We start from the raw sequence: 24,557 nt of genomic DNA, 5'->3' as shown, positions 1-24,557 counted from the left end.
GAGTACGCTTTTTATATCAGTTAATGAATAGTTGACTGATGGGCAAGCTCGATCTGATTTACTATATGATGGCTCATATTCTTTGCCATTTCCTCTTTAGCATAGAATACTTCACCAATATTCTCATCTCGAATGATAGCCGCTTCTTCTTTACTTTCTGCGCAAATTAACACCTGAATTTGAGGGTTTAATTGCTTAGCAATCGCCACAATACGGTGAATATCTAGAATATCCATAGGTGAAATCACCAAGAGCCGTGCATGCATGATATGTGCTTGAATTAAAACACTTGGCTCAGTTGCAACACCACTGACTGCTGCAATATTCGAATGACGTAGCTTTTCTACGATTTCACGATTTTCTTCTGCAATAACGACCTTAATATTCTCGTTAATTAAATTTTCAGTGATACGTCGTCCCACACCGCCGTACCCCACAATGACGACTTGATCGCGTAAGTAAGCTTGATCAACTTCATCAGGTAACATTGCTAATGGGTCACCACTACGTTCAAGAAGACGAGCTAAGTGAGAGCGCTCACGAATCCAGCGTTGTACTGGTTCAATTGCAGAGAATATAAAAGAGTTCAGCGTAATTGAAAATAAAGCACCAGCTAGAATTAGGTTTTGTGCTTCTAAAGTTAATAAACCTAATGAGACACCGAGAGTTGCTAAAATAAATGAGAACTCACCAATTTGGGCCAAACTCGCGCCAACTGTAAGGGCTGTATTAAGTGGATAGCGAAAGAATAAAACCAAAGCCATTGCAGCAAGTGTTTTACCTACCATAATAATGGCGATAACGGCCAAAATATGGAGTGGACGTTCAACCAGAATATGTGGATCAAACAGCATGCCCACAGAAACGAAAAACAGAATTGAGAAAATTTCACGTAGTGGAAGCGTTTCTTCTTCTGCGCGGTGGCTAAAGTCTGATTCTTTAACAACCATACCCGCAAAGAAAGCCCCTAATGCCATTGAAACCCCAAAAATGGCATAAGATCCGTAGGCAATTGAAACAGCGGCTGCAACAACGGTCAGAGTAAATAACTCTCTTGAACCTAAACGAGCAACAAACTGCATAATAATAGGAACAACGCGTTTACCTACAATCAGCATAAAGGCAATAAAGCCAACTACTTTTAATAAAGTAAGCCCAAGGGTTAACCAGATATTACCATCTGCACCTTCTGGTGCTTTCCCGCCCAGTAAAACTGCTGTAGCTGGAAGGAGTACTAAAACAAGTACCATCACCAAATCTTCGACTAACAGCCAGCCCACAGCAATTTTACCGTTGACTGAATCTAAAAGACCCCGATCTCCTAGAGCTTTTAATAATACAACAGTACTCGCACACGACAGACTTAAGCCAAAAACGAGTGCAGAACCAAAGCTCCATCCCCATAGCATGGATACGCCAACTCCTAATAGAGTGGCGACCGCAATTTGTAAAATCGCGCCTGGCACAGCAATACGTCGAACCAGCAGCAAGTCATTTAATGAAAAGTGCATCCCTACACCAAACATCAGAAACATTACCCCGAGTTCTGCAAGCTGGTTAGCAAGATGCATATCTGCTTCTATGCCAGGTGTATTTGGGCTAATAATAATTCCGGCAATTAAATAGCCGATAAGAGGGGGAAGTCGTAATCGGGCTGCAAGATAACCAAAGAAGAGGGCAACACCGAAACCAACAGCAAGTAAAACAATTAAATCTACGTCATGCGGCACTAAAAACTCCTTTTACGTGAGTTAGGCTAAAGACAAGCATAAAAAATGCCAAGGCGAAATATGTGGAAAGTTTAACAAAAAAAAGCCAGGTATAAAAAAAATGCAAAAAAAAACGACCTCATTGTGAAGTCGTTTTTTTCGAGGCTAAAATTATTTGATTTTAGCTTCTTTGAAAATCACGTGTTGACGGATTTTTGGATCAAATTTTTTGATTTCCATTTTTTCCGGCATAGTACGTTTGTTTTTAGTCGTGGTATAGAAATAACCTGTACCAGCTGTAGAAACGAGACGAATCTTATCACGCATTGTTCAGACTCCTTAGATCTTTTGACCTTGAGCACGAAGGTCTGCAACAACCTTTTCGATACCCAATTTGTCAATAATACGCATACCTTTAGTGGTTAAACGAAGACGTACAAAACGTTTTTCGCTTTCTAACCAGAAACGGTGGTGGTGCAGGTTCGGCTCGAACCGGCGCTTGGTTTTGTTGTTGGCGTGTGAGACGTTGTTACCAACGACTGGACGCTTGCCGGTAACTTGGCAAACCTTAGACATGGTGTAACTCCATTGATTCAGCCAACAGCAAATCTGTGGCCAGTCATACTAAATGTAAACGGATGAATTCATTCAAGGGGCGTTTTATACCAAAAATACGATTAAAAGACAAGCGGAATTGGTAAAAACGAGGCATGATTTAGTATAACAGATCATGCCTTGATCAGTTAGCGCAACAAGGTTTTCGAAATGAAACGATGAATGGGCTTATTGAAGGGTGGAAGAATGTATTTAAGACTATAAAGTTTTGGATTTGACATCACCGAACGTTCATGAGAAAGGCTAAAAAAGCCCTCTGGTCCGTGATATTTACCCATACCTGATGCCCCAATCCCTCCAAAGGGTAAATCATCCTGAGCCACATGGGTAATGACCATGTTGATTCCGAAATGTCCTGAGTGGGTGTGCTGTGCAACATAATCAGCACGCGCCTGATCATAGTCGAAATAATACATGGCTAAAGGACGTGGACGACTATTAATAAATTCGATGACTTCTTCTATTTGGTCATATTCTAAAATTGGTAGAACGGGACCAAAAATTTCATTTTGCATAATGTCCATTGCAGTCGTTACGCCTGTAACTAAAGTCGGTGCAATTTTACGGACATCATCTAAAATTTCATTTTGTGGATTAATTTCAACAATACGAGCACCTTGATCGCGGGCATTTTCAAGGTAGCCCTGAATACGGTTGTATTGCTTGTCATTAATAATAGATGTGTAATCTTGATTATTGCGGAAGTGTGGATACATACCAGCCACAATCAATTTAAAGTTTTCTATGAACTCAGCAGTTTTTCCACGTGGCAAGAAAATATGGTCAGGTGCAACACAAGTTTGTCCTGCATTCCATAATTTACCTACAGCAATACGTTGAGCCACATCTTTCATATCCATAGATGCATGTACAAGTGCAGGAGATTTTCCGCCTAACTCAAGAATCACTGGAACTAGGTTTTGAGCTGCGGCTGCCATCACTGTTTTACCAACAGAAGTTGAGCCTGTGAAAATCATTTTGTCAAAAGGCAAATGACTAAAAGCATCTGAAATAACGCCACCACCATTCACCACAGCAACTAATTCTTGTGGAAAGGCTTCTGCTAATACACTTTCAAGGACTCGCCCAAAATTTGGAGAGGCGCTAGAAATCTTGATCATGGCATGGTTGCCCGCTGCCAACGCACAGATTAATGGTCCAACTGAAAGCAGCAATGGGTAGTTCCATGGTGTAATAATACCAATTACACCCATAGGTTGATATTGTACCCAACCTTTTGCTGGTTGATGTAATACACTGATATGGCGTTTTGAAGGTTTCATCCACGCTGTCAGATGTTTGCTGTAATATTTGATTTGTTCCAAACTGGTGAGTAACTCACCAATTTTTGTTTCCATAACTGCACGATTGCCATAATCAAGGTTAATTGCGTCGGCAATCTGATCTTGATATTTTACCAAGACTCTTTTAAGACGAGCTAAACGATCAATACGCTCTTTAGCAGTGGGTACCGGATGACGTAAATAAGCAAGCTTTTGATGTTCAAGCAAGTCATGTAAATGCTTAACATCATAAGGAAGCTGAGTCTCTGGATTTGTTTTTGTTTGACTGTTCATCGGTACTTACCAAATACATTGATATGTTTATTTTTTAGAGTAAATACTCTAAATAGTCAAGTCAGTTTATGTGTTCAAGTCTTAACCATTTGAATTATTAAAGGTTATTAAAATGTCTCAACCTAAAGCTCTGAAGACAAAAGACCGGATTTTACAAATCAGTTTGCAGCTTTTTAACGAGCGAGGTGAACGGTCGGTTACAACCAATCATATTGCTGCGGAGTTAGGTATCAGTCCCGGAAACTTGTATTATCATTTCCGGAATAAGCATGAAATCATTAAGGAATTAATGTATCAATATCAGGCCGAGACTTTGGAAGTACTTTCTTTACCTGACGATAGACCATTAACGACTAATGATAAAATCAACTATTTTCAAGTGCTAAGTGGCCAGTTATGGAGTTACCGTTTTATTCATCGCGATGTTTATCATTTAGTTGAAAGTAACGAAGACTTTAAAAAGATTTATCCACGTTTTGCAGGGCAAGTCATGCAACAGGGGCAAAGGATTTATCAAGCCTTTGTAGATGCAGGTCTTATGAAAATGACGGCATCGGAAATTGAAGCACTCATTATTAACCTCTGGATTGTATTAACAAACTGGACAAACTTTTTATATATGTCTGGTCATATTAGTGACAATAACCATTTAGAAGAAAAATGGGTTTGGCAAGCATTACGCCAAATGGTTTTCCTTGAAGGGCCTTATCTTATGGGTGAAAGCCGAGCAACTTATGAGCAGTTGCTTGAATCTCTTGGCCCTTCAGATCTATTTGCTAGCTTATCGTCCTTAAAAGACGAATAGTTGTGCTTGTTTATTTAGGGCGCTAGAATACTCGGCCTATTAAAAAATTTATCTCAATTAAGTGATATTAACCAAATGAATATGACCACTGCCAATACAGCCCGTTTACTGATTACTTGTGAAGACAAGCCAGGGATCGTACAAGCGGTATCGAGCTTTTTGTATCATCAAGGTGCAAACATTACCGCGCTTGATCAGTATGCGACGGAAGCTCAGGGCGGACGTTATTTCATGCGTGTTGAATTTGAACTTGATCATTTACAGTCGCGTAAAGATGCTTTAATTCAGACTTTTGCTGCGAACGTTGCGGAGCGTTATAGCATGCAATGGCGTCTTGCTTTCGTAGGCGATGTTAAAAAAGTTGGTATTTTAGTTTCTAAAGTTGACCATGCATTGCTTGAGTTGTTATGGCGTCATGCACGCGGTTCGTTACCTTGTGAAATTACTCATGTCATTTCAAATCATGAAGATTTACGTGAATCTGTCGAAAACTTCGGTATTCCATTTTCTGTAATTAAAGTCACTAAAGACAATAAAGCTGAAGCTTATGCGCAAATTGATGAAATGATGCAAGGCAATGATTTATTAGTTCTTGCACGTTACATGCAGATTTTAAGCGAAGATTTTGTTGCGAAATGGGAAATGAAAATCATCAATATTCACCATTCTTTCTTGCCAGCTTTTGTGGGCGCTAACCCGTATAAGCAAGCTTATGAAAAAGGTGTGAAGTTGATTGGTGCGACAGCTCACTATGTGACTGCTGACCTTGATCAAGGCCCAATTATTGAACAAGACGTTGAACGTGTGAGCCATAATTATAATGTTGAGCAATTACGTGAGTTAGGTGAAGATGTAGAGCGTAATGTATTGGCTCGTGCAGTGAAGTGGCATTTAGAAGATCGTATTATTGTTGATGGTAATAAGACTGTTGTTTTTTAAATAATGCTTATTATAAAAAAGCACGCTTCTTGCGTGTTTTTTTATATTTAAAATTAATTTGAAATGATATAACATATCAACAATAAGTAGGTTTATTGTAGGATTAGATCTGTTCGTGGTGCAAATAGCTAAACTATTTTAAGTTTGACTAAACAAATTGTGAACAGGAGGTATCTATTGATGTAACTATGAGAAAACTAAAGCAAAGATACTCAGCAGGCACAAAGCTATGACACAGAGTAAATGTTTTTCTCAAAAAATAGTTGCAAATGAAAACACTTCTCATTTATTATTGTGGCACTTTATTGTTCTATCCGATGTTTGAAATCGTTTCTATAAATAGAAATCTGAAATCATCATCCATTAGGTAATTAGATTCTTATGAGTCAATCTTCCGCAGCCTTAAACGCTCCCAATCTGATGAAAAAGAAAGTCATCACAGCACTAATTGCAGTTGCAATTGGTCATATCGGGGTCTTATGGGCAGTTAGCCATATTAAGCCTGCTGAATTAAAGCCAATCGATAAAAAACCTTTACAGGTACGTTTCGTAAAAATTCAAGATCAGCCAAAACCACTACCTCCTAAACCAAAGGAACCGCCAAAAAAACCGGAACCTAAAAAAGAGGTAAAAGAAGTTAAAGTTGTTGAAAAACCTGTGACACCACCGAAAAAAGTGGAAAAGATTCAACAGGTGAAAAAGGCTGAAACACCAAAACAAACAGTAAAGACAGAACCTAAAGTTGAAACCAAAGTGGTGACAACGACTGTTTCTGAAAAAGTCGTTGAAAAACCAAAGCCAGTGGTACAAGAAGCGCTTAAAGCTCAACCCGCTCCAGATCCATCACCAAAACGAGTTTCGATTGGTGGTTCGGGTGTACAGTGGAGTCGTTCACCACGATTAACAGTTTCTTCAAAAGATTTACAAGGCGAAGCACGCTCTATCATGGTACTGATTGAAGCCGATGAAAAAGGCAAGATTATTAATGTGCGAGTGACCAGAAGTAGTGGTATTTCAAGTCTAGATGACAAAGTTGTCCGTGCTGTTCGCGGTGCGAAATTTAAACCTTATATGGAAAACGGGGTTGCTTACCCAATTAAAGCAGAGCAACCTTTTGATTTAACCCCTTAAATGAATTTGAGTCCCAACGGCTAACCTTAATCAGGAGTTCAATATGAACTTTTCAATCTATTGGCAACATGCAGATGCAGTGAGTAAAACCCTGTATTTCATCTTATTGGCAATGTCGATTGCTACTTGGACAGTTTTCATCTTACGTTTGATGGGGACTCGCCAATTAAAGCAACAAGCTTATACTCAACTTTCTCAGGCTATTACTTCGCTAAAAGCAAAGTTACAACCATTAAGTTTTGAGCAGCGTAAAGCGGTTGCAGAGCAGGCTCTACTTCGTCAAATTTCTGCTGAAAAAGTCAATGCTGAGAAAGGTATTTCTGTTTTAGGAACAATTGCTTCAATTGCACCATTCGTTGGTTTGTTTGGTACGGTATGGGGTATTTTCCATGCACTTGTTGCAGTAGGTAAAAGTGGACAAGCAGGTTTGGCTCAAGTGGCTACACCAGTAGGTGAAGCGCTTATTATGACGGGCCTTGGTCTTGCAGTTGCGATTCCTGCGGTATTGGCTTATAACATCTGTGTACGTGCTAACCGTGGTCTTGCTCATGACTTACAAGATCAAGCGCACAGCTTATTAATTGACACGATGTTGCAGCAAGATTCAACTGTAAAGTCTGATGTTAAAACTGCACAGCAAAGTTATGTTGGAGGTCAAGCTTAATGGCTTTTCAATTGGGTGAAGACCACGATAGTGGCATAAATGAGATGAACCTCATTCCGCTAATCGACATTATGTTGGTGTTAATGATCATCTTTTTGGTCACAGCAACAGTTGCCAACCCATCGATTCCATTAACGCTTCCTAAAACAACTGCTGAAATTATTGATCCACCACCAAAAGCAATTACGATTAGTATTAATGCAAATGGTGAAGTGGCTTGGGATACTCAAGTAATTAGCCTTGATGAGCTTCAAAAACGTTTCCAAGAAGCGGGTCAAGGTGATGTTAAACCAACAGTTCAGCTTCGTGCTGATAAAGAGTCGAAGTACGATACTGTTGCACAGGTAATGTCTCGCGCAAGTGAAGCCGGACTGAGCGATATTGCCTTTGTCAGTGAAAACTAAAATTTAGTTTACCTAATAAAAAAGCAACCAAATCGGTTGCTTTTTTATTGCTCTAATTTATTGATCTTTCATAAGATGCTGGAATTTACTATATAGCTTGAGCAACTTAGGTGGAATCGCAAAGTTGCAATAACCTTGTGAAGGATTCTTTGCATAGTAGTTCTGGTGATATTCTTCGGCTGGATAGAACGTCGGGACAGGAGACAACTCAGTCACAATATCAAGATCATCATCTTTTAGAGTTTGAATCGTATGTTCTGCTGCCTGCTTTTGCTCTTCATTATAATAGTAAATAACAGAGCGATATTGCGTGCCGATATCATTACCTTGGCGATTTAAAGTCGTTGGATCATGAGTCGCGAAGAATACATCGAGTAACTGGGAGTATGTTACTTGCTCTTCATCAAAATCAACCAAGATCACCTCAGCATGCTGAGTATCTCCTTGGCAGACTTGCTCATAAGTTGGATGAGTTGTATGCCCACCCGCATAACCACTAGTTACTTTTTCTACACCACGAATTTGTAAAAAAACGGCTTCGACGCACCAAAAGCAGCCGCCGCCAAATAAGGCCTGTTGCATTGTTTTTTCCTCTATTTCCTGCCTATTACAATAGGGGTTATGTATTTAAAATACAAAGTAAAGCATGTATAAAAAAGTAAAGAAAAGTGCATTACTTATTTCGGTTTTGGTAAACCTTGTCGAACGATTTGAGAGAAATGTTCGCTACTCTGATCTGAAAGCTGTTCAAAATTTTCAGTACGTGGGTTGATGTGTGCAATTTGATACCACTGTTTTAAACTGATAGTTTGATTAAGTGCTTTAAGATCATATAAATAATTAGGTAAGTAACCTGAAGCGATTAGGCGGTAATCTTTAGGAAGTTGATAGGGATTAATCGCTTGAACCATATCAAAAATTAATGTGGTGCAGTTACTGGTGAGAGTGTTGTACCACTTTGGTTCTGCACGAAGTTCATCGGATTTCTTTAGATATTCTAAAAATAAAGCCTTTTGCTCGCGACGTGGCATGTTGATAGGGAAATTATAAACTTGCTCTTTGCGGATGTTACTGCGTGTGTACACAATATCTTTTTCATCAGAAGCAATTAAGCTAAGTTCATATTTTCTAAAAAAACCACCGATTGCCGAAAACTCTTCAGTTTTTTCTTTGCGAATCTCGATTGAAAATACTAAGGGTTGTTGATTCTTAAATTCAAAGCTGACCAATGTATGGGCAATTTGTGGTCCCATCCAGTAAGAGGCAATGATGTTTATGCCATTCAACTGGTTAAGATCAAAAGTTCGAGTTTCCCACCGAACATCATAGGTTCCATCGGGATGCCAGTTGAAGTTACGAACATTATGCAGGGTAATCACATCGCCATGCTTTTCGTAGCTCAGCATATTGGCAACTTCAGGGTTCCAGTCGCGGTCTTGGCGTGCAGTAATCGAAAAATACCAAACGAGAGAGCAGGCAAATGCCAAAAGATAAATCAGGATGTCTGTACGGCGGCTAATAATATGGCCTTCCACATATAAGCCAGCCATACTGAGTGCAAAAGCAATCCAGATGCCAATGAGTATGCGGCTGCCTAACCAGCCAAAAGGTTGTTGAACCCAGAGCGCTACACATACCCAAATGCTAGAGAACACAATAAACAGCGTGAATAGACTATGCAAAAGCCCCAAAAGTAGGGCAGTAATAAATTCACGTGTTCCGATATTGTGCATAGGCATCCATAGAATTATTTTTTATAAGTAGCAAACTCGAATGAAGTTCCTGATTTTTCATCAACTTGCTGTTCACTCGCAGTTTTATGAAATTCACTCGGTATTGTTGGATAATGTGCATCACCTTGCACATCTAAGTCAACATGAGTGAGTTCAAGACGGTCTGCAATCGACAAAGTCTGCTTGAATATCTCACCGCCACCAATAATGAACAGTGCCTGCTTTTCAGTATTTTTTACATCTTCTAATGCTGCGTTTAAAGCATCTTCAATTGAATAAGCAACTTTGACACCGTCAAATTGCCAGTTAATGTCACGGGTAATGACCCAGTTCACACGGTTTGGTAGAGCGCGGCCCATAGACTCAAGGGTTTTACGCCCCATCACGACCACGCCACCTTGTGTTATTTCTTTAAAGTGTTTTAAGTCGGCAGAAATATGCCATGGCAACGCATTGCCTTTACCAATACAGTGGTTTTTGTCCATTGCTACAACGTGAACAACTTCTACATTTTGCCATGCCATAATCTTATTCTCTAAACCGTAACCTAATGAAATTTGAGTCGTCGTTATACTGCAACTGGTGCTTTAATTGCAGGATGCGACTCATAACCTACAATTTCAACATCTTCAAATTTGAAATCAAATAAGTCTTTTACTTCTGGATTCAGTTTCAATTGGCATAGGGGTAAAGGTTCACGTGTCAATTGAAGTTGTGCTTGCTCAAAATGATTGACATAAAGATGTGTATCACCACCAGTCCATACAAAATCACCGACTCCTAAACCGCATACTTGAGCAATCATATGAGTGAGTAGAGCATAACTGGCGATGTTAAAAGGTACGCCTAAAAACACGTCTGCACTACGTTGATAAAGTTGGCATGACAGCTTGTTATCTTGTACGAAAAATTGAAAAAGCGTGTGGCAAGGTGGTAAGGCTACTTGTCCAGCTTCGTTTGGATTCCAGCCGGAAATAATTAAACGGCGTGAATTCGGATTGGTTTTGATTTCATTAATTAACCATTTAATTTGGTCAAAACCATCTTGGTTATAAGTACCATCGGCATTTTTGGTTGAGCCGAAATTACGCCATTGATGACCATATACCGGTCCAAGTTCATGTTCTGGGCGGCCAAAACGGGCAGTTTGTTCTGCTGTAGCCCATTCATCCCAAATCGATACTTTATTGTCTTTTAGATATTGGACGTTGGTGTCGCCTTTTAAAAACCAAAGTAACTCAATCACAATAGAACGGAAGTGAACTTTTTTTGTGGTGAGTAAAGGAAAACCTTTAGAGAGATCAAAACGCATTTGATGACCAAATACAGAACGGGTTCCTGTGCCTGTACGGTCGCCTTTGTCACCGCCATTATCAAGGATATGTTGTAGAAGGTCTAAATATGCACGCATAACACTCTCGAGTTCGGATTAATTCCATAAAATAAAGGGGGAGATAGCTCAACGATAAATAATTACGCAATAGAGCTGCTTCATCATGAACCACTGAAGATGATACCCGTTGTAGCTCAAGATGAAAATCTAAAAATGGTTCTATAGCATTTCAATGAATGTAATTAGTCAAATCGCTTGGCACGATTTTGATAAATCGAAACAAGAAAAAAGCCAACCAGTACAAAGCCTAAAGCTTGTATCACAAGAATCCATTTGTCCTGAGCAGGAAGTAGATACATCAAAATAACAACGATAAAAATAGGATAGATGCTGCTTAAAATTCTAAAGCTCGATTTATATGATGTGTTATTTGAAATTTTGCTATTTAAGTAATGTCCAACATGTAAACCAAAACCGAAAATAAGGCTGAGTACAGTATGAATAGGAGACAAGGGCTGAATTTGATTAGCGACGTAAACTGCCACACAAACGGCAACAATGAAGATGAGTTTGATATGGCGTGGAGCGTTGTACCAATAAGCCAACATGAAAACTAAACCTATTTTTTAAAAAGTGATTGCGGTGAAAAAATAAAAGCAGCAAGTGCCATAAAAGCAATTCCTTGCACACCCCAGATCAGCAAGTTCGGCATCGCTTTAACAAAAATAAGGGCAAACAAAAGGGCAATAGGGATCCAAGTAAATAGACGGTAAAGTAAACCAGTTGGGTTGCTTTGAGCGAAATGCAATTTAAAGTAACGACAGATTAAAAAAATTACCCCAGTTCCAGTAAACATCAGAATCGTATCTAAAGGCAGTGGTTGGTATTGATATAGCGCAATACAAATAAGCAGCGTAATAATTAAAATCACTAGTTTTTTAAATGTTGGGACTTGCGTATTAAACCAGAATTCCAGCATGGTATATCTTCATCTTGGGAGAGTAAAAACTGTAGCATAAAAAAGAAAAGAGGAGCCGAAACTCCTCTAATTTAGATATTAACTATTCTTTTGTGGACCCCAGTCGTAAATTTTCTTTTGATAGGCATACCACATCATCCAAAGGCCAATTAGCAACATTGGAATTGTTAGAATCTGTCCTTTTGTCATCCAGCCTAATAGAATAAAGCCTTGGTCGGCATCTGGCTGACGGAAGAATTCCATCACAAAGCGGGCAACGCCATATCCCATTAAGAATAGGGCAGAAACGGCCATACGAGGACGCGGTTTTGAACTAAACCACCACAAGATAATAAATAGAATTAAACCTTCGCAAAGCGCTTGATAGATTTGTGATGGATGGCGAACTAGGTGTAACGGATCTGTCGGGAAAATCATACCAAATGGATAATTTGGGTCAGTTACCGCACGACCATATAACTCTCCACCAATAAAGTTACCAATGCGTCCGAACATTAAGCCAGTCGGTACACAAGGAGCAATAAAGTCGAGGGTTTGGAACCATGTTTTTTGGTATTTTTTACACCAAAATAACATTGCAATCATGACGCCTAAAAAGCCGCCATGGAAGCTCATACCGCCTGTCCAGACTTGAAATAGCCAGATTGGGTTTTCGAGGAATTTATCAAACTCATAGAAAAGTACATAGCCGACACGACCGCCCAGAACGACACCTAGAGCACCGTAAAATACCAGATCGGAAACCATGTCCGATGTCCAGCCATCACGCTGTTTGGCACGGTAGGAAGCAAGCCCCCAAGCACATAAAAATGCTAATAAATACATGAGTCCATACCAATGGACTTGAAGAGGTCCTAAGTGTATTGCGACCGGATCGATATTAGGATAGGTCAGCATTGCTGCTCCTTGATCTTACGTTTTGACAGATTGTAGCGGAATGATGTGAAAAATGTTGTACATTCAATGTGTAAAGATAGGGAACAAGAATTAATGTGTATTGTGGCTTTAGCATGGCATGTTCTGGATGATCTGCCCTTGTGTCTTATGTCAAATCGAGATGAGTTTTATCATCGACCAACTGCATTGTTGCATCAGTGGGAACATACGCCAATTGTTGCAGGGCAGGACTTACAGTCCGGTGGTACTTGGATGGGGGTTACGCCTCAAGGCCGGTGGGCTGTTTTAACCAACTTCCGTGATGGGCGAGACCAAAAAACTTATGAAACTTCTCGGGGGCATTTAGTTCAGGCTTTTTTAGAATCTGATTTATTACCGATTCGTTTTGCACAACAATTAGAACAGCAACAACAAAATTTTGCTGGCTTTAACTTGTTTATGGGCAATGCTGATCAGGCTGTCTATATGAGTAACCGCGGTGAAGCTCCGCAAGTATTGGCTAACGGTGTGTATGTGGTTTCGAATGGCTTGATGTCTGATCATTGGGAAAAAACCAGACATTTACGAACACGGTTTACGCAAGAGTTTTTGCCTATGCTTCAAGGCGAGACAGAAGAATTAACATTGCAACATGCAGCGTGGGATATTCTGGAAGATGAGCGTAAGGTCACAACGGCATTATTGCCGAACACTGGCATTCAGCCAGAAATGGAGGAGTTATTATCATCCACCTTTATTCAAAGTCCCGTGTATGGAACACGCTGTTCGAACTTTCTAAGAATGACCAATAATGAATGGCTTTGGTTTGAAAAGACCCAACAAGGTGAGCACAGCGGTCAAATTGTGCAGCAGCAGATTCTTTTAAATCGATAGCAATAAAAATGCCGATCAATTGACCGGCATTTTTATAAGCATAAATGAATTAGCCTGCGATCACACCGCCATCTTTACGGGTAATCACAACAGTTGCTGAACGTGGACGTGCAGTTTTATTGCTTGGATCTTTTTGAGTTGCAGGCCAGTTACTGTCTGGTGTGGCATAACTCTTAGAATCTTCACCGGGATGTTGAACATTAATAAAAATAGCTTTGTGGTCAGGTGTCATGGCAATGCCTGTAATTTCACACTGTTTTGGTCCAACTAAGAAACGGCGTAATGTTGAGTCTGTAACTTTAGCGCCGACTAGCGTTTGTTGGCCATTTGAAGTGGTTGCAGTAGCGCCATCACCAATTTGGCCCGGTAACGCAGCAAGCATCATACAGTTCGTAACATCGGTGTAAGCACCATCATCTGTTTGAATCCAAAGCACACCACGTGGGTCAAACCACATACCATCTGGCGATGACAAATCATTGTTGTCTGTCAGACCCGATAGGTTAATGTTTGAAGCCATAGATGCTTCTGCACCAAATAGGTAGATATCCCATTTGAAGGTTTCTGCAGTTGTTTTATCATCGGTTTCTTTAAAACGGATAATATGACCGTTAACGTTACCTTTTTGCTCTTTGGTGCCGTTATATAAATCTGTGTAGTTACGTGGGTTGGCTGCATCTGTTGGGTAGTCTTTACCACGATTTGAGTTGTTGGTTAGGGTGACATAGATTTCGCCATTCACTGGGTTAACCGTACACCATTCTGGGCGGTCCATTTTTGTAGCACCGACAGCGTCGCCAGCCAAACGCGCAAATGTTACAACATCTGCTTGAGATTTGAATGGGTAAGTGGTGTTGCTTTCATTTAAGCCATTTTTGCCATAGGCAAGTTCAATCCATTGACCTGAACCATCGTTATTAAATTTGGCAACATACAATTTACCCGCGTTCATATATTTGTCACCGACCGTATAGCCGCCGTTTACATCTTTGGCATCCCATACAGCGGTAGAGACAAATTTATAGATGTATTCTCCGCGAGAATCATCACCCATATAAAACGCTAATGGTTGACCTACAACGGCACGGCAAGCACTATCTTCATGTGCAAAGCGACCTAATGATGTACGTTTAACTGGATTTTGGCGAACATCAAACGGGTCAATCTCGACCATCCAGCCGAATGTATTAGGTCCATTGCGGTAGTCTTGTGTCGGCTGTGCAGCTTTTACATCAGCATTCCAACGGTCATATAAGTCTTGTGATTCAACTTGACCAATTGCCGTTTCCCAGCCATAACGCGAACTTGTGCCTAAATAAATTTGTCGCCCTTGTTCATCAACGTTAGGGATTAACTCACCATTTTTATCTTTTAAATAAATAACCTTGCCATCTTTATCTTTTTTAGGCGCACCTTTTTCATCTTTCTCATAAAGATAGAGTTCATCTTTTTTAACGCCTAAACCGTAACGTTTTAATGCAATTTTTTCTGCATCTGTACGTGCATATTCATCGCTACCTGAACGTTGGAAATAACCAATAAAGTTTTCTTCGGTAGTTAAGTATGTGCCCCAAGGCGTATAACCGTTACCGCAGTTATTATGTGTGCCTCGAGTTTGACGGCCAGCAGGCGAGAAACGAGTTGCAAGTAGGCTAGAACCAGCTGCTGCACCCGCAAAAACCATCTCTGTTGATGCTGTAATACGTCGGTTAAAAATTGATTTTTTAACAATTTCTACTTTTTGAGTTGCTGCATCTTTTTTGATATGAACGACAGATACGCCGTGTGCATTGGTTTCACGAATCACTTCATCTTCAGGGCGACATCCATCAACTTTTGTTGGGCCTTTAGAGTGAAGGAAGGTCTGATTAATATATTCGTGATTCATCACTAACAAACCTTCAGCTGAAACACTTTCATCAAAGCGGCTTGTCGATGTATTTAAACCAAAGAAATGCATGCCGTCATGGCAGTCACCAGAACGGAACTGGAAGCTTGGACCTGATGGAATATTATTATCATCCCAGTCCCCAAACGCAGGGTTGATTGAATCACCTAAAGCGTAAATGACATTGGCTTCATAGCCTTCAGGTACAGTCACGATATCGTTGTGGTTTTTCGCAACAGCTGTGAATGTTAATTTTTCTGGTCTTTTATTTGGGTCTACAGGCGGGATTCCACCGTTATTAGAACCTGAGTCATCATTACTATCATTACAGCCTGTTAAAGTAGAGGCTAAAGTCAGAGCTACGGCACCGCTTGCTGCTTTAGTAATTAAACTACGGCGACTTACATGTTGTTCTAAAATGTCACGAAAGTGGATATTGTCAGAAGTATTATTATCCAATTCTTGGTCTTCATGATATGGCGTCAGCTCTGTCATGGGAAATTCCTAAGTAAGTAAATAAAGAGATTGTTCTAAAAGTCTCCATTAGCTTAGGTTGTGAATATGACGTGGCTTTGACGTTTTGATGATAACTTAGTGAAATATTTGATCGTTTAGTCAAAAATAAAAGAAACCTGCACAAAGCAGGTTTCTTTTATTCTGGTGAAAGAAATTATTTCTTCACAACAGATGGAGCAATTGGGTCGGCAGTGATATAGCCAACTGCTGCTGCAAATTTGTTGCTGTAGTTTGTATTAATTGCTGTATCAATTTGCGCAAGTAAATCTGCACTGATACCAGTACGAACACCGTTAGTTTCTTTGTAGAAACGGTTCCATTCATCACCAGGATGTTGGAAGTTACTCATGATGTAAGTCCAACCGTTCACTTCATCGACCGCATGTAGACCAGTCGATTCGGCACCTGCTGGTGTAGACAAGATACGGATGAGCTGTTTAGTGTCGACATTGTAAGCCCATAAGAAGTTATTCAAATGGTTACCAGAGTCTTCACCAATAAATAACGTACGTAGCTTTTCAGAGAACTTCAAGTTATCAGGGCTAGCAATCTGCTCTGGGTCAGCAGTATTACCTAAACTGTCAAAGCTAATATCTTTACCTTTAATGAGAAGGCTAGATTGGCTAGGCACCCATTCACTATTGATTGCGACATTTAAGCTGTCTTTTTGGCCGCCTGTAAGCTTATGCTCCAAAATACCACCAGCCGTGATTTTCGGGAATTTAACGTTGTGCTCAGCAAGATAACCGCTACCACCTTCAACCATTGAATCAACAATGTTAGCTAAAGCCGAATATGCTCGTTTATCTGCAATATTTACAGTCGTACCTTCGTTCTTAGTCAATGCCATTGAAGCACCGACGTAAGCAGCATAGCGGTGTGTTTCAAGGAAAGCAGCGGCAAGTTTAGTTTTGTCACTGTTATCTTTAAGCTTGAGATAAACACCAGTTTTGCTCAAATAAGTAAATTTGAAACCTTGTGCTTCCAATTCTGCTTTTTGAGCAGCTTGTTGAAGTTTTAAACGATCTTTCGCAGCTTTTGCTAAAGCTTGTTGTTCAGGATTACCTTTGTCACCTGCATCAATAGCATCTTTCTCTGCTGTTGTTGCATCGCTTGGATATTTAGCAATTTGTAGAACTGATTCAAAAATATCAGTTCCTTTAATACCGCTCTTGATTAGGTTTTCAATCTCTACACTTGTTGCATGACCAAGCTTGATCCATGAGATCTGACCAGTCGTTGTATCTGTAAGCACTGTTGTATATTTTGCAACGTAGAGTGTACCCGCAGATAAGTCTTTCTCTTTATCTGCAACGAACATGAAGAGGCCGCCGTTGGTATAGTCATCGCCCATCAAGACTGTACGATTGTCTGGAAAAACTTGTACGAGTTCGTGTGAAATACGACCTAAACAGTAGTGCTTTGTCACGTGACCCGTACCATCTGCATTTACAGTAATTTCTGGTAAATGACCGTAGTTATATGGATTAGCCGCATTTTCATCACCATACACATTTTTACTGAATGCTTTAAGTATTGAAAGTGATTGACCTAACTTTTGGTTGAAAGCATCTGGCTCATATTCTTCACTCGATAAATGAGTTCCCCATGGTGACAAGCTTGCACCACAAGTAATCCATAAACCATGCGCATTTGAAGTATCTACATTGTGATATTTAATTAAAGTCAAATGACCAGTTTTCGGGTCTTGGTCTAAAGTAAGAACAGCAATCGGAGATGATAATTTACCGTAAGTATCACCACCATTTTGGTCCTTCGATAAATATTCAAACTGGACTACATGGAATACTGGGTTACCCGTTACACCTAATGCTTTCTTGTCTGCATCTGTGAAATCTTTGCCTGTAGCTTGTTTGAAGCTAATCAGAGAACTACCGTCTGGACAGTCAGAGAAGAACTGACGCTCTTTACCAGCAACTGATTTATCGATAATTGGCTTATTATTAATATCGTAATAACCACCCGCGATAATCTTTCCACCTTTACCATCAGGAACTTCTGTACCTGTTAAGAAGAATGGTTTGTAAGCGAGTTGGTATTCAGTTTTACTGCCATCTTCCCATGAAATCGCAAGCTTTGATGCACATGCTGTCGTTGCCATCTCTGCTACAGCAGAAGGAGCTGGCATTGAAGTGAACGTTGCATTTTTAAAGTTAATTGGTTTTGACGGAGTAGTGATATCTGAATCATCATTACTGTCGTTACATCCTGCTAACGTTGCTGCCGTAGCCATCGCGCCTAATGGAAGAAAAGGAATCCCCGTAAACCATTTTAAAATATCGCGACGTGTTGGGTGGTTAGAAGCAGTTGTCATAATAAATCCGTAACTTTTGTGAGTATATTTGTTGAGTTGATTCTATGGACTAGAAATGACACTTTTCTTACACTTTTAAGTCACTTTGAAGACAGTTTATGGGTTTGTAGATTAAAAAGTGGTCTATATAAAAAAGCCTGAACTTTACATTTCAGGCTTTTTAAAAAACATGATTTTTTATTCAGCAGATTGAGCTTTTCTTTTCTCAAGAATTTTACCGAACAATAATCCAAGTTCAAAAAGCAACCACATTGGAATGGCTAACATCACCATAGAAATTGCATCTGGCGGGGTAATGAACATCGCTACAAAAAAACATCCCACAATAATAAAACGTCTTTTTTCAGCCAGACTCTTTGTATTCACCACACCTATTAAAATCAATAGAAGCGTCGCGATTGGAATTTCAAAAGTGACACCAAAAACTAAAAATAACTTTAAGCAAAAGCTTAGGTAGCTATTAATATCCGTCATAGGTGCTACCGTTTCAGGCGATACACTAATAAAGAAATGTAAAATCGCTGGAAGGGTAATGTAATATGCAAAAGCAACGCCGGCATAGAACAAAACAATGCTACCAATAAGTAACGGAAGTGCTAAATGACGTTCTTTTTGATACAACGCTGGACGAACAAAGGTCCATATTTCATACAAAATAAATGGCATTGTCAACACGAGCGCGACAAATAAATTGAGCTTGAACGGTGCCATAAAGGTTGCAGTCACATCTGTAGCAATCATTGAAGATGATGCTGGAAGTTGCAGCCTTAAAGGTTCAGATAATAATTGGTAAGTGTTATTTCTAAAGGGCAATAAGCAAAAGAATAAAAATAATGTTACCCCGACAATCCTAAATAAATGACGTCTTAAAACGACCAAATGGTTCATGATTGGCATTTGGTCTAAATTTTCTTGCGTATTTACAGTCGTTGAAGGCAGTTGGTTCATACGGCAATCTTCAATTTAACGGGGGGTGTTTCTAAAGTGTCGCTTTGAGATGCCAAAGGTGTAAATTTGGCAAGAAAGGGCACTTCATAATGGCCCGATACAGGGGAGTACATTGTAGACTGAGATATAGTTTCAGCTACCTCAGCTTTTTCTGCGTTGTCTGAAGTAGTCTGTTTTTGTATTTCTTCAAGTTGTTGTTGTACTTTGCGTTCAAGTGCTTCAATGCGGTTGAGTTCTTCTTGCATTTCTTTTCGAAATTCAGAAAGACGCAACTCTTGATCAATCTCATTTTGCAAATTGGTAATATAACGTTTTAGACGGACATACCAACGACCAGCAAAGCGGGCGGCTTCTGGAAGTTTATCCGGACCTAAAACTAAAATTGCAATAATTGCAAAACAGAGTAGCTCTGTCATTCCTACATCAAGCATGGTGGAAAACCTTTAGCTTTTCACTGATGTGCTGTCAGGAGTTTTGACTTGGGCATCAATTGTACGTGGAGTATTAAGAGCAGCAGTTTCGTCTTCTTCACGAACTGATTTTTTAAAGTCTTTTACTGCACCGCCTACGTCTTTACCGATATTTTTTAATTTAGATGTACCAAATAATAAAATAACGACAATTGCAAAAATAACAACGTGCCAAATAGATAAACCGGCCATGATCTTATACCTCTTTTCAGTTCGTTTTATATCAACAGGTTGCTATGACAACAATGTGACATTTATATGTCATTTTTAAGACAATGGCCGTCAGTCAAAATCTAAAAAGATGGGTTCTAGAAAGGATGTGTTTGTTTTTTTACTTTAGAAAGAGTTAAAAAAGAGAAGCTTAAATTACTTGAAAAGGAGAGTACATTTCATTTTGAAAAGGTGTAGCATAACAAGCTGGCTTTAATAGGGAGAGGGGCAAACGTGGCGTTATTACTGCCAATATTGGCGTTCATCACTGGACTTTTACTTGCCCAGACTTCTCTTTCAGAAACGATAAAACCTGTTCTTTCCGCTTGGCTTGCCCGCTTACTTATTCCAGTTGTTATTATTTACAACATGGTATTTTATCAGCCGGGTAGTTTGAGTTTAATGCTCTTTAGCTTCGGTTCAGCATTTCTTATTTTCTTTGCTTATTTAGCTTTATTTAAAGATAGATTATTAGCGCTTTGCGTAAGTTACACCAACATGGGCTGGCTCGGCTTTCCTTTTGCCATGGCTTTATTTGGCCCCCAAGCTACGGCGCCTATTGTGGCGTTATATATTGGAATGTCTCTGTTTGGCAATGCTTGGGCCGTGACTGCTGTAACAACTGCACCGCAAAGTAAGCTCAATATATTAAAAAAAGTTTTAACATCTCCACCATGTATTTCGATCTTTTGCGCGCTTCTACTTAGACTTCTTGGTGCTCAGCATATTGAACATCCTGCCATACACTGGGTCTATGAAGTTGCCAAGTTCGCAATGACTTTTGCTGGGATGTGTGTGTTGGGAATGTGGCTGCGCCGTACTAGAGTTTATGTAAAAGACTTAATCTACAGTACGAAAGCCCAAGCTTTTAAGGTTGTGTGTGGTTTTATTCTTTGTGGACTTACTTATAGATTTTTACCGATTCCCAATATGAGTCAGCAAATTGGAGTCATGTTTTTAATGTTCTGTTTGCCACCAGCAGCCAATATTGTAGCGCTAGAAACACATTATCAAGGGACGGGTAGATCTGCGGCTTATATTGCTTCAGGGACGATTGTGAGTTGTGTGTGTATTGCGATTTATGCAGTGTTTTTGCATCTTTATTTCTAAGTAAGATGATTAAGATCAGACTGCCTTTGAATAGTGGTTATATGCTTATTTTGTGTATATAGGCAATATTTACTTTTGTTTCGTCAAAAGTAACAAAACCATTTGTCGAACTGACGACACATCCTGAGCGATTTCCGAAGCACTGCTTTGGGAATCTGCGCAAGGCAGTGACGTGGCGACATCCATGTCGCCTAGCACGATGGCAAATGGCTTTAAAGTTAAACTAAATAAATGCTAAATAAATGCTATATAAAGTTTTACTTCTGCAAACTTTCTCTAAATAACTGCATCGCTTGTCCACGATGACTAATCTTATTCTTGTCTTCTTTAGAAAGTTCAGCGCTAGAAACTTGCAATTCAGGCAACCAGAACAGTGGGTCATAGCCAAAGCCATTTTCACCACGAGCAGCTTCTAAAATTTCACCGTGCCAAATACCTTGGAAAATTTGTGGCAAAGGATCTTCAGCATGCGTTACTAAAGCAAGTACACATACGAACATGCCTTCAATCACTTCACCATTTTTACGAAATGGTAAAAGATCATTTAATAATTTGGCATTATTCGCTGCATCGTCACCATGTTCTCCAGCATAGCGTGCTGAGTAAATACCAGGTGCACCGCCTAAGACAGGAACGCAAATGCCTGAGTCATCAGCCATAGCAGGTTTACCTGAAATTTGAGAGGCATGACGAGCTTTAATAATGGCATTTTCAATAAAGCTTAAACCATCTTCAATTGCATCAGGAATATTAAGGCGACCTTGAGGAATAATTTCTACAGGTAACTTAAGCTGTTCAAAAAGTTTTTCAAACTCTGCGACTTTACCTTTGTTATTGCTGGCAAGAACTAAACTGCCCTGATCAAACCAATGTGGGGTAGACATAATAAAACCAAACTTTATAGCTAATATCGAACGTGAGTTATGTTACGTGTTTTTTAAGAGGGGATATAGAGGGAAATAAATAGAATATAAAATGGTATGATCTAAACTAAAACCACCTTGTAGAGCATACAAGGTGGTTTTAGTCGAGTAAGGTTTTTTACGGTTGAACCGTTATTATTGTGCTTGAATCCATTTGTCTGCACGGTCACGTGCTGTACGGATTTGTTCTTGAGTCAAGTTAGCCGCAAGAGCAGTTTTCTTACCTTCTGATAGGCTAATTACTTTATTGTCGAGCATGCCATCACGAGTTGAAAGCTCATACCACTGGTAAGCACCTACGTAGTTTTTCTTTTGCTCTTCCATCATCGCGAGGTTATAGCTTGCACGGTTATCACCATTGCTTGCCGCTTTCTCGAAGTATTTACGAGCCATTGACTCATCTTTTCTAACACCAATACCGTCGGCATACATACGGCCTACGTTTAATTGTGCTGGCGATAAACCTTGATCAGCTGCTGCTTTAAACCATGTGAAAGCTTGCTTTTCATCTTTTTCTACATCTTTACCATATTGGTAGTGTGTACCAAGGTAAAATTGTGCGCCTGCTTGACCAGCTTTTGCAGCTTTCTGAAGGTCATTAACCCCCATTGTTGAAAAGCGTGCAGCCTGACTCGCAACCGATTGTGGCTGGGCGATATAATCTGCATGAGCCTGCATACTTAGCAGTCCTGCAAATAGTGTGCTAAATAATGTCTTTTTCATAGTGCACTCACTCGATAAATAGCGACTTCACCAAACAAATTAGGAACATGTTTGCTTAACAGGCTTGCCTGCTGATTTCCATTGACGGCGAGTCGATTAATAATTTGTATCTGATTTTCCGCACAAAGTGCTTCGAAATCTTTAAATGTACATAAATGAATATTGGGGGTGTTATACCACATATATGGTAGAGCATCCGATACAGGCATCATACCTTTTAATGCAAGAAAAGAACGAGTCTTCCAATGCGCAAAGTTTGGAAAAGTAATAATTGCCTGTTTACCCACACGCACCATGTCTCTTAATAAAACATCCGGTGCATCTACAGCTTGCAAAGCCTGTGCCATAACCACATAGTCAAAAGACTGGTCAGCAAAACGGCTCAAACCGAGATTCAAATCTTGTTGAATAATATTTAACCCGCGACTGACGGCAATTGCAATCTTTTCTTGATCAATTTCTAAGCCATAAGCACGAATTTGATGCTTTTGGCTCATATGAGCGAGTAATTCACCATCACCACACCCCAAGTCGAGTACGCTTGAGCCTGGTTTAATCCACTTTTCTGCCAGTTGTTGATCAATACGCATTAGCTTGCCTCCAGTGACGTCGATTTTAAGAGTTCTTCACCGCCTAAGAAAGCGCGCATTGTTTTTACATACAATGGAATCGGGAATAAGAACGAGTCATGTCCTTGTTCCGCATCAATATCGAGGTAACTTACTGGCTTATGATTGGTAATGAGTGCATCAACAATCTCTTGAGAGCGACTTGGTGTAAAACGCCAGTCTGTTGTAAAAGAAACGATCAGGAACTGACATTTTGTTTTACCCATCGCATCTGTTAACGAGTGGTTGTATTCACGTGATGGATCAAAATAATCCAAAGCTTTGGTCATGATGAGATAAGTATTGGCATCAAAGTTACGGCTAAACTGTTCGCCTTGATAACGAAGGTAGCTTTCAACCTGAAACTCGACATCAAAACCATACATAAATTTGCCTGATTTTAAATCACGACCAAATTTTTGTTTCATGGCTTCTTCTGAAAGATAGGTAATATGACCTACCATGCGAGCCAAAATCAGGCCGCGTTTTGGGTAGCTATCATTTTCCAAATAACGACCATGATGGAAGTCTGGATCAGACAAGATTGACTGGCGAGCAACCTCATTAAAGGCAATATTTTGTGCTGAAAGCTTTGGCGCACTGGCAATAATCACACATTTTTGTAAGCGGTCAGGATAGTCTACCGACCATTGTAGTGCCTGCATGCCCCCTAAAGAGCCACCAATAATGGCATACCAAATATTTACACCCAACCGGTCAGAAAGCATGGCCTGAGTTTTTACCCAGTCACGTACCGTTACTAATGGGAAATCTGGTCCATAAGGGCGATTATCATTTTCAGGATTTGGGGAAGTTGGGCCAGTTGAGCCATTACACCCACCAATATTATTTAGCGAAACTACAAAAAACTTATTTGTGTCGATTGCTTTACCCGGGCCAATACAACTATCCCACCAGCCAGCTTTTTTATCATCTTCGTGGTGATAGCCCGCTGCATGATGATGTCCAGATAAGGCATGACAGATTAAAATGGCATTTGATTTATCTGCATTTAAAGTGCCGTAAGTTTCGACCATTAATTCAAAACGTGGCAAAACACGGTCACATTCAAGATGTAATGGTTCTTCAAATTGGAACTTTTGCGGAGTGACTAACCCCACTGAATCAGCTGGAAAAGACACGGGAACATTTCGCCTTTTAAATCTT

General features: G+C 39.9%; 26 protein-coding genes and 1 pseudogene. 7 read left to right on the top strand and 20 right to left on the bottom strand.

All coding sequences use genetic code 11. From position 1 onward, the window contains the following. Window positions 1-20: 20 nt before the first annotated feature. The 4 genes from ACLBWE_RS09635 to ACLBWE_RS09620 form a co-directional block, all read right to left on the bottom strand. Window positions 21-1,730, bottom strand: a complete 1,710-nt coding sequence (locus ACLBWE_RS09635) for a cation:proton antiporter (protein ID WP_017391315.1) — start codon at window positions 1,728-1,730, stop codon at window positions 21-23. Window positions 1,731-1,880: 150 nt separating this feature from the next. Then, window positions 1,881-2,036 (bottom strand): 50S ribosomal protein L33, encoded by a 156-nt coding sequence (gene rpmG / locus ACLBWE_RS09630; protein ID WP_003654787.1) that lies wholly within the window; start codon window positions 2,034-2,036, stop codon window positions 1,881-1,883. 12 nt (window positions 2,037-2,048) lie between these two features. After that, window positions 2,049-2,285, bottom strand: coding sequence for a 50S ribosomal protein L28 (rpmB, locus tag ACLBWE_RS09625; RefSeq protein ID WP_000048256.1), 237 nt, complete (start codon window positions 2,283-2,285; stop codon window positions 2,049-2,051). Window positions 2,286-2,452: 167 nt separating this feature from the next. Then, the gene (locus tag ACLBWE_RS09620; RefSeq protein ID WP_017391314.1) at window positions 2,453-3,901 is read right to left on the bottom strand and encodes a coniferyl aldehyde dehydrogenase; all 1,449 of its coding nucleotides are present in this window, start codon (window positions 3,899-3,901) and stop codon (window positions 2,453-2,455) included. Window positions 3,902-4,013: 112 nt separating this feature from the next. On the opposite strand from ACLBWE_RS09620, the gene ACLBWE_RS09615 reads away from it, so the two are divergent. The 5 genes from ACLBWE_RS09615 (at window position 4,014) to ACLBWE_RS09595 (ending at window position 7,844) form a co-directional block, all read left to right on the top strand. Further along, window positions 4,014-4,706: a TetR/AcrR family transcriptional regulator gene (locus ACLBWE_RS09615; RefSeq protein WP_003654791.1), complete on the top strand. Its 693-nt coding sequence runs from the start codon at window positions 4,014-4,016 to the stop codon at window positions 4,704-4,706. A 75-nt stretch (window positions 4,707-4,781) separates the two neighbouring features. Then, the gene (purU, locus tag ACLBWE_RS09610) at window positions 4,782-5,645 is read left to right on the top strand and encodes a formyltetrahydrofolate deformylase (RefSeq protein ID WP_016139339.1); all 864 of its coding nucleotides are present in this window, start codon (window positions 4,782-4,784) and stop codon (window positions 5,643-5,645) included. Window positions 5,646-6,026: 381 nt separating this feature from the next. Continuing rightward, window positions 6,027-6,776 carry an energy transducer TonB gene (locus tag ACLBWE_RS09605; RefSeq protein WP_447602546.1) on the top strand — a complete coding sequence of 250 codons (750 nt, stop codon included), beginning with the start codon at window positions 6,027-6,029 and terminating at the stop codon, window positions 6,774-6,776. Window positions 6,777-6,819: 43 nt separating this feature from the next. Beyond that, complete coding sequence (locus tag ACLBWE_RS09600) at window positions 6,820-7,440, top strand: MotA/TolQ/ExbB proton channel family protein (RefSeq protein WP_003654797.1); 621 nt, start codon at window positions 6,820-6,822, stop codon at window positions 7,438-7,440. After that, on the top strand, window positions 7,440-7,844 hold the full coding sequence (locus ACLBWE_RS09595; RefSeq protein WP_003654800.1) for an ExbD/TolR family protein: 405 nt from the start codon (window positions 7,440-7,442) through the stop codon (window positions 7,842-7,844). Before ACLBWE_RS09600 ends, ACLBWE_RS09595 begins: the two co-directional genes overlap by 1 nt. Before the next feature lie 57 nt (window positions 7,845-7,901). Here the strand turns inward: ACLBWE_RS09595 and msrA are convergent, their stop codons facing one another. The 7 genes and pseudogenes from msrA to lgt all read right to left on the bottom strand — a co-directional run bounded on the left by msrA (window position 7,902) and on the right by lgt (window position 12,786). Beyond that, on the bottom strand, window positions 7,902-8,426 hold the full coding sequence (gene msrA / locus ACLBWE_RS09590) for a peptide-methionine (S)-S-oxide reductase MsrA (protein ID WP_003654802.1): 525 nt from the start codon (window positions 8,424-8,426) through the stop codon (window positions 7,902-7,904). Between the two features lie 95 nt (window positions 8,427-8,521). Further along, entirely contained in the window at window positions 8,522-9,577 is a 1,056-nt protein-coding gene (locus ACLBWE_RS09585; RefSeq protein WP_199990043.1) for a DUF4105 domain-containing protein, read from the bottom strand. Window positions 9,578-9,591: 14 nt separating this feature from the next. Beyond that, the gene (locus ACLBWE_RS09580; RefSeq protein WP_003654807.1) at window positions 9,592-10,101 is read right to left on the bottom strand and encodes a dihydrofolate reductase; all 510 of its coding nucleotides are present in this window, start codon (window positions 10,099-10,101) and stop codon (window positions 9,592-9,594) included. A 44-nt stretch (window positions 10,102-10,145) separates the two neighbouring features. After that, window positions 10,146-10,988, bottom strand: coding sequence for a thymidylate synthase (gene thyA, locus ACLBWE_RS09575; protein WP_348949654.1), 843 nt, complete (start codon window positions 10,986-10,988; stop codon window positions 10,146-10,148). A gap of 160 nt (window positions 10,989-11,148) precedes the next feature. Continuing rightward, a pseudogene (locus ACLBWE_RS09570) lies at window positions 11,149-11,518 on the bottom strand (hypothetical protein); the annotation flags it as partial. A gap of 11 nt (window positions 11,519-11,529) precedes the next feature. Further along, window positions 11,530-11,889, bottom strand: coding sequence for a hypothetical protein (locus ACLBWE_RS09565; protein WP_009392979.1), 360 nt, complete (start codon window positions 11,887-11,889; stop codon window positions 11,530-11,532). Between the two features lie 78 nt (window positions 11,890-11,967). Further along, window positions 11,968-12,786: a prolipoprotein diacylglyceryl transferase gene (gene lgt / locus ACLBWE_RS09560; protein ID WP_005036980.1), complete on the bottom strand. Its 819-nt coding sequence runs from the start codon at window positions 12,784-12,786 to the stop codon at window positions 11,968-11,970. A 93-nt stretch (window positions 12,787-12,879) separates the two neighbouring features. Between lgt and ACLBWE_RS09555 the strand changes: the two genes are divergently transcribed. Then, window positions 12,880-13,659, top strand: a complete 780-nt coding sequence (locus ACLBWE_RS09555) for an NRDE family protein (protein ID WP_447602723.1) — start codon at window positions 12,880-12,882, stop codon at window positions 13,657-13,659. Window positions 13,660-13,708: 49 nt separating this feature from the next. Here the strand turns inward: ACLBWE_RS09555 and ACLBWE_RS09550 are convergent, their stop codons facing one another. The 5 genes from ACLBWE_RS09550 to ACLBWE_RS09530 all read right to left on the bottom strand — a co-directional run bounded on the left by ACLBWE_RS09550 (window position 13,709) and on the right by ACLBWE_RS09530 (window position 20,008). Continuing rightward, window positions 13,709-16,042, bottom strand: a complete 2,334-nt coding sequence (locus tag ACLBWE_RS09550; RefSeq protein WP_447602541.1) for a PhoX family protein — start codon at window positions 16,040-16,042, stop codon at window positions 13,709-13,711. Between the two features lie 175 nt (window positions 16,043-16,217). Then, on the bottom strand, window positions 16,218-18,398 hold the full coding sequence (locus ACLBWE_RS09545) for a PhoX family protein (protein WP_447602539.1): 2,181 nt from the start codon (window positions 18,396-18,398) through the stop codon (window positions 16,218-16,220). A 177-nt stretch (window positions 18,399-18,575) separates the two neighbouring features. After that, complete coding sequence (gene tatC / locus ACLBWE_RS09540; protein WP_447602537.1) at window positions 18,576-19,346, bottom strand: twin-arginine translocase subunit TatC; 771 nt, start codon at window positions 19,344-19,346, stop codon at window positions 18,576-18,578. Continuing rightward, window positions 19,343-19,777 carry a Sec-independent protein translocase protein TatB gene (gene tatB, locus ACLBWE_RS09535; protein ID WP_017388418.1) on the bottom strand — a complete coding sequence of 145 codons (435 nt, stop codon included), beginning with the start codon at window positions 19,775-19,777 and terminating at the stop codon, window positions 19,343-19,345. Before tatB ends, tatC begins: the two co-directional genes overlap by 4 nt. A 12-nt stretch (window positions 19,778-19,789) precedes the next feature. Continuing rightward, window positions 19,790-20,008, bottom strand: a complete 219-nt coding sequence (locus tag ACLBWE_RS09530; RefSeq protein WP_004794775.1) for a Sec-independent protein translocase subunit TatA — start codon at window positions 20,006-20,008, stop codon at window positions 19,790-19,792. Window positions 20,009-20,260: 252 nt separating this feature from the next. Here ACLBWE_RS09530 and ACLBWE_RS09525 point away from each other — a divergent pair, with 252 nt between their 5' ends. After that, entirely contained in the window at window positions 20,261-21,136 is an 876-nt protein-coding gene (locus ACLBWE_RS09525; RefSeq protein WP_427960781.1) for an AEC family transporter, read from the top strand. Between the two features lie 257 nt (window positions 21,137-21,393). Here ACLBWE_RS09525 and rdgB read toward each other — a convergent pair whose 3' ends face one another. The 4 genes from rdgB to metX form a co-directional block, all read right to left on the bottom strand. Then, on the bottom strand, window positions 21,394-22,020 hold the full coding sequence (gene rdgB, locus ACLBWE_RS09520; RefSeq protein ID WP_005036968.1) for an RdgB/HAM1 family non-canonical purine NTP pyrophosphatase: 627 nt from the start codon (window positions 22,018-22,020) through the stop codon (window positions 21,394-21,396). A gap of 174 nt (window positions 22,021-22,194) precedes the next feature. Next, on the bottom strand, window positions 22,195-22,782 hold the full coding sequence (locus ACLBWE_RS09515) for a tetratricopeptide repeat protein (protein ID WP_016801941.1): 588 nt from the start codon (window positions 22,780-22,782) through the stop codon (window positions 22,195-22,197). Continuing rightward, complete coding sequence (gene metW, locus ACLBWE_RS09510; RefSeq protein ID WP_447602533.1) at window positions 22,779-23,372, bottom strand: methionine biosynthesis protein MetW; 594 nt, start codon at window positions 23,370-23,372, stop codon at window positions 22,779-22,781. The genes ACLBWE_RS09515 and metW overlap by 4 nt, the downstream gene beginning before the upstream one ends. Continuing rightward, the gene (metX, locus tag ACLBWE_RS09505; protein WP_447602531.1) at window positions 23,372-24,532 is read right to left on the bottom strand and encodes a homoserine O-succinyltransferase MetX; all 1,161 of its coding nucleotides are present in this window, start codon (window positions 24,530-24,532) and stop codon (window positions 23,372-23,374) included. Before metX ends, metW begins: the two co-directional genes overlap by 1 nt. Window positions 24,533-24,557 lie beyond the last annotated feature (25 nt).

Source organism: Acinetobacter sp. M5A5_2a, from assembly GCF_053345265.1.
The sequence above is the reverse complement of the archived record's forward strand: the minus strand, read 5'-3'. Positions and strand labels throughout refer to the sequence as shown.

Bases quoted from the DNA above. Each gene is read 5' to 3' on its own strand.
- msrA (WP_003654802.1), bottom strand. From the start codon at position 8,426: ATGCAACAGGCCTTATTTGGCGGCGGCTGCTTTTGGTGCGTCGAAGCC.
- rpmG (WP_003654787.1), bottom strand. From the start codon at position 2,036: ATGCGTGATAAGATTCGTCTCGTTTCTACAGCTGGTACAGGTTATTTC.
- ACLBWE_RS09605 (WP_447602546.1), top strand. From the start codon at position 6,027: ATGAGTCAATCTTCCGCAGCCTTAAACGCTCCCAATCTGATGAAAAAG.
- ACLBWE_RS09595 (WP_003654800.1), top strand. From the start codon at position 7,440: ATGGCTTTTCAATTGGGTGAAGACCACGATAGTGGCATAAATGAGATG.
- ACLBWE_RS09555 (WP_447602723.1), top strand. From the start codon at position 12,880: ATGTGTATTGTGGCTTTAGCATGGCATGTTCTGGATGATCTGCCCTTG.
- ACLBWE_RS09550 (WP_447602541.1), bottom strand. From the start codon at position 16,042: ATGACAGAGCTGACGCCATATCATGAAGACCAAGAATTGGATAATAAT.
- tatB (WP_017388418.1), bottom strand. From the start codon at position 19,777: ATGCTTGATGTAGGAATGACAGAGCTACTCTGTTTTGCAATTATTGCA.
- metW (WP_447602533.1), bottom strand. From the start codon at position 23,372: ATGCGTATTGATCAACAACTGGCAGAAAAGTGGATTAAACCAGGCTCA.
- ACLBWE_RS09580 (WP_003654807.1), bottom strand. From the start codon at position 10,101: ATGGCATGGCAAAATGTAGAAGTTGTTCACGTTGTAGCAATGGACAAA.
- ACLBWE_RS09615 (WP_003654791.1), top strand. From the start codon at position 4,014: ATGTCTCAACCTAAAGCTCTGAAGACAAAAGACCGGATTTTACAAATC.
- thyA (WP_348949654.1), bottom strand. From the start codon at position 10,988: ATGCGTGCATATTTAGACCTTCTACAACATATCCTTGATAATGGCGGT.
- ACLBWE_RS09620 (WP_017391314.1), bottom strand. From the start codon at position 3,901: ATGAACAGTCAAACAAAAACAAATCCAGAGACTCAGCTTCCTTATGAT.
- rdgB (WP_005036968.1), bottom strand. From the start codon at position 22,020: ATGTCTACCCCACATTGGTTTGATCAGGGCAGTTTAGTTCTTGCCAGC.
- purU (WP_016139339.1), top strand. From the start codon at position 4,782: ATGAATATGACCACTGCCAATACAGCCCGTTTACTGATTACTTGTGAA.
- rpmB (WP_000048256.1), bottom strand. From the start codon at position 2,285: ATGTCTAAGGTTTGCCAAGTTACCGGCAAGCGTCCAGTCGTTGGTAAC.
- ACLBWE_RS09530 (WP_004794775.1), bottom strand. From the start codon at position 20,008: ATGGCCGGTTTATCTATTTGGCACGTTGTTATTTTTGCAATTGTCGTT.
- ACLBWE_RS09545 (WP_447602539.1), bottom strand. From the start codon at position 18,398: ATGACAACTGCTTCTAACCACCCAACACGTCGCGATATTTTAAAATGG.
- ACLBWE_RS09515 (WP_016801941.1), bottom strand. From the start codon at position 22,782: ATGAAAAAGACATTATTTAGCACACTATTTGCAGGACTGCTAAGTATG.
- ACLBWE_RS09585 (WP_199990043.1), bottom strand. From the start codon at position 9,577: ATGCACAATATCGGAACACGTGAATTTATTACTGCCCTACTTTTGGGG.
- tatC (WP_447602537.1), bottom strand. From the start codon at position 19,346: ATGAACCAACTGCCTTCAACGACTGTAAATACGCAAGAAAATTTAGAC.
- ACLBWE_RS09600 (WP_003654797.1), top strand. From the start codon at position 6,820: ATGAACTTTTCAATCTATTGGCAACATGCAGATGCAGTGAGTAAAACC.
- lgt (WP_005036980.1), bottom strand. From the start codon at position 12,786: ATGCTGACCTATCCTAATATCGATCCGGTCGCAATACACTTAGGACCT.
- ACLBWE_RS09565 (WP_009392979.1), bottom strand. From the start codon at position 11,889: ATGCTGGAATTCTGGTTTAATACGCAAGTCCCAACATTTAAAAAACTA.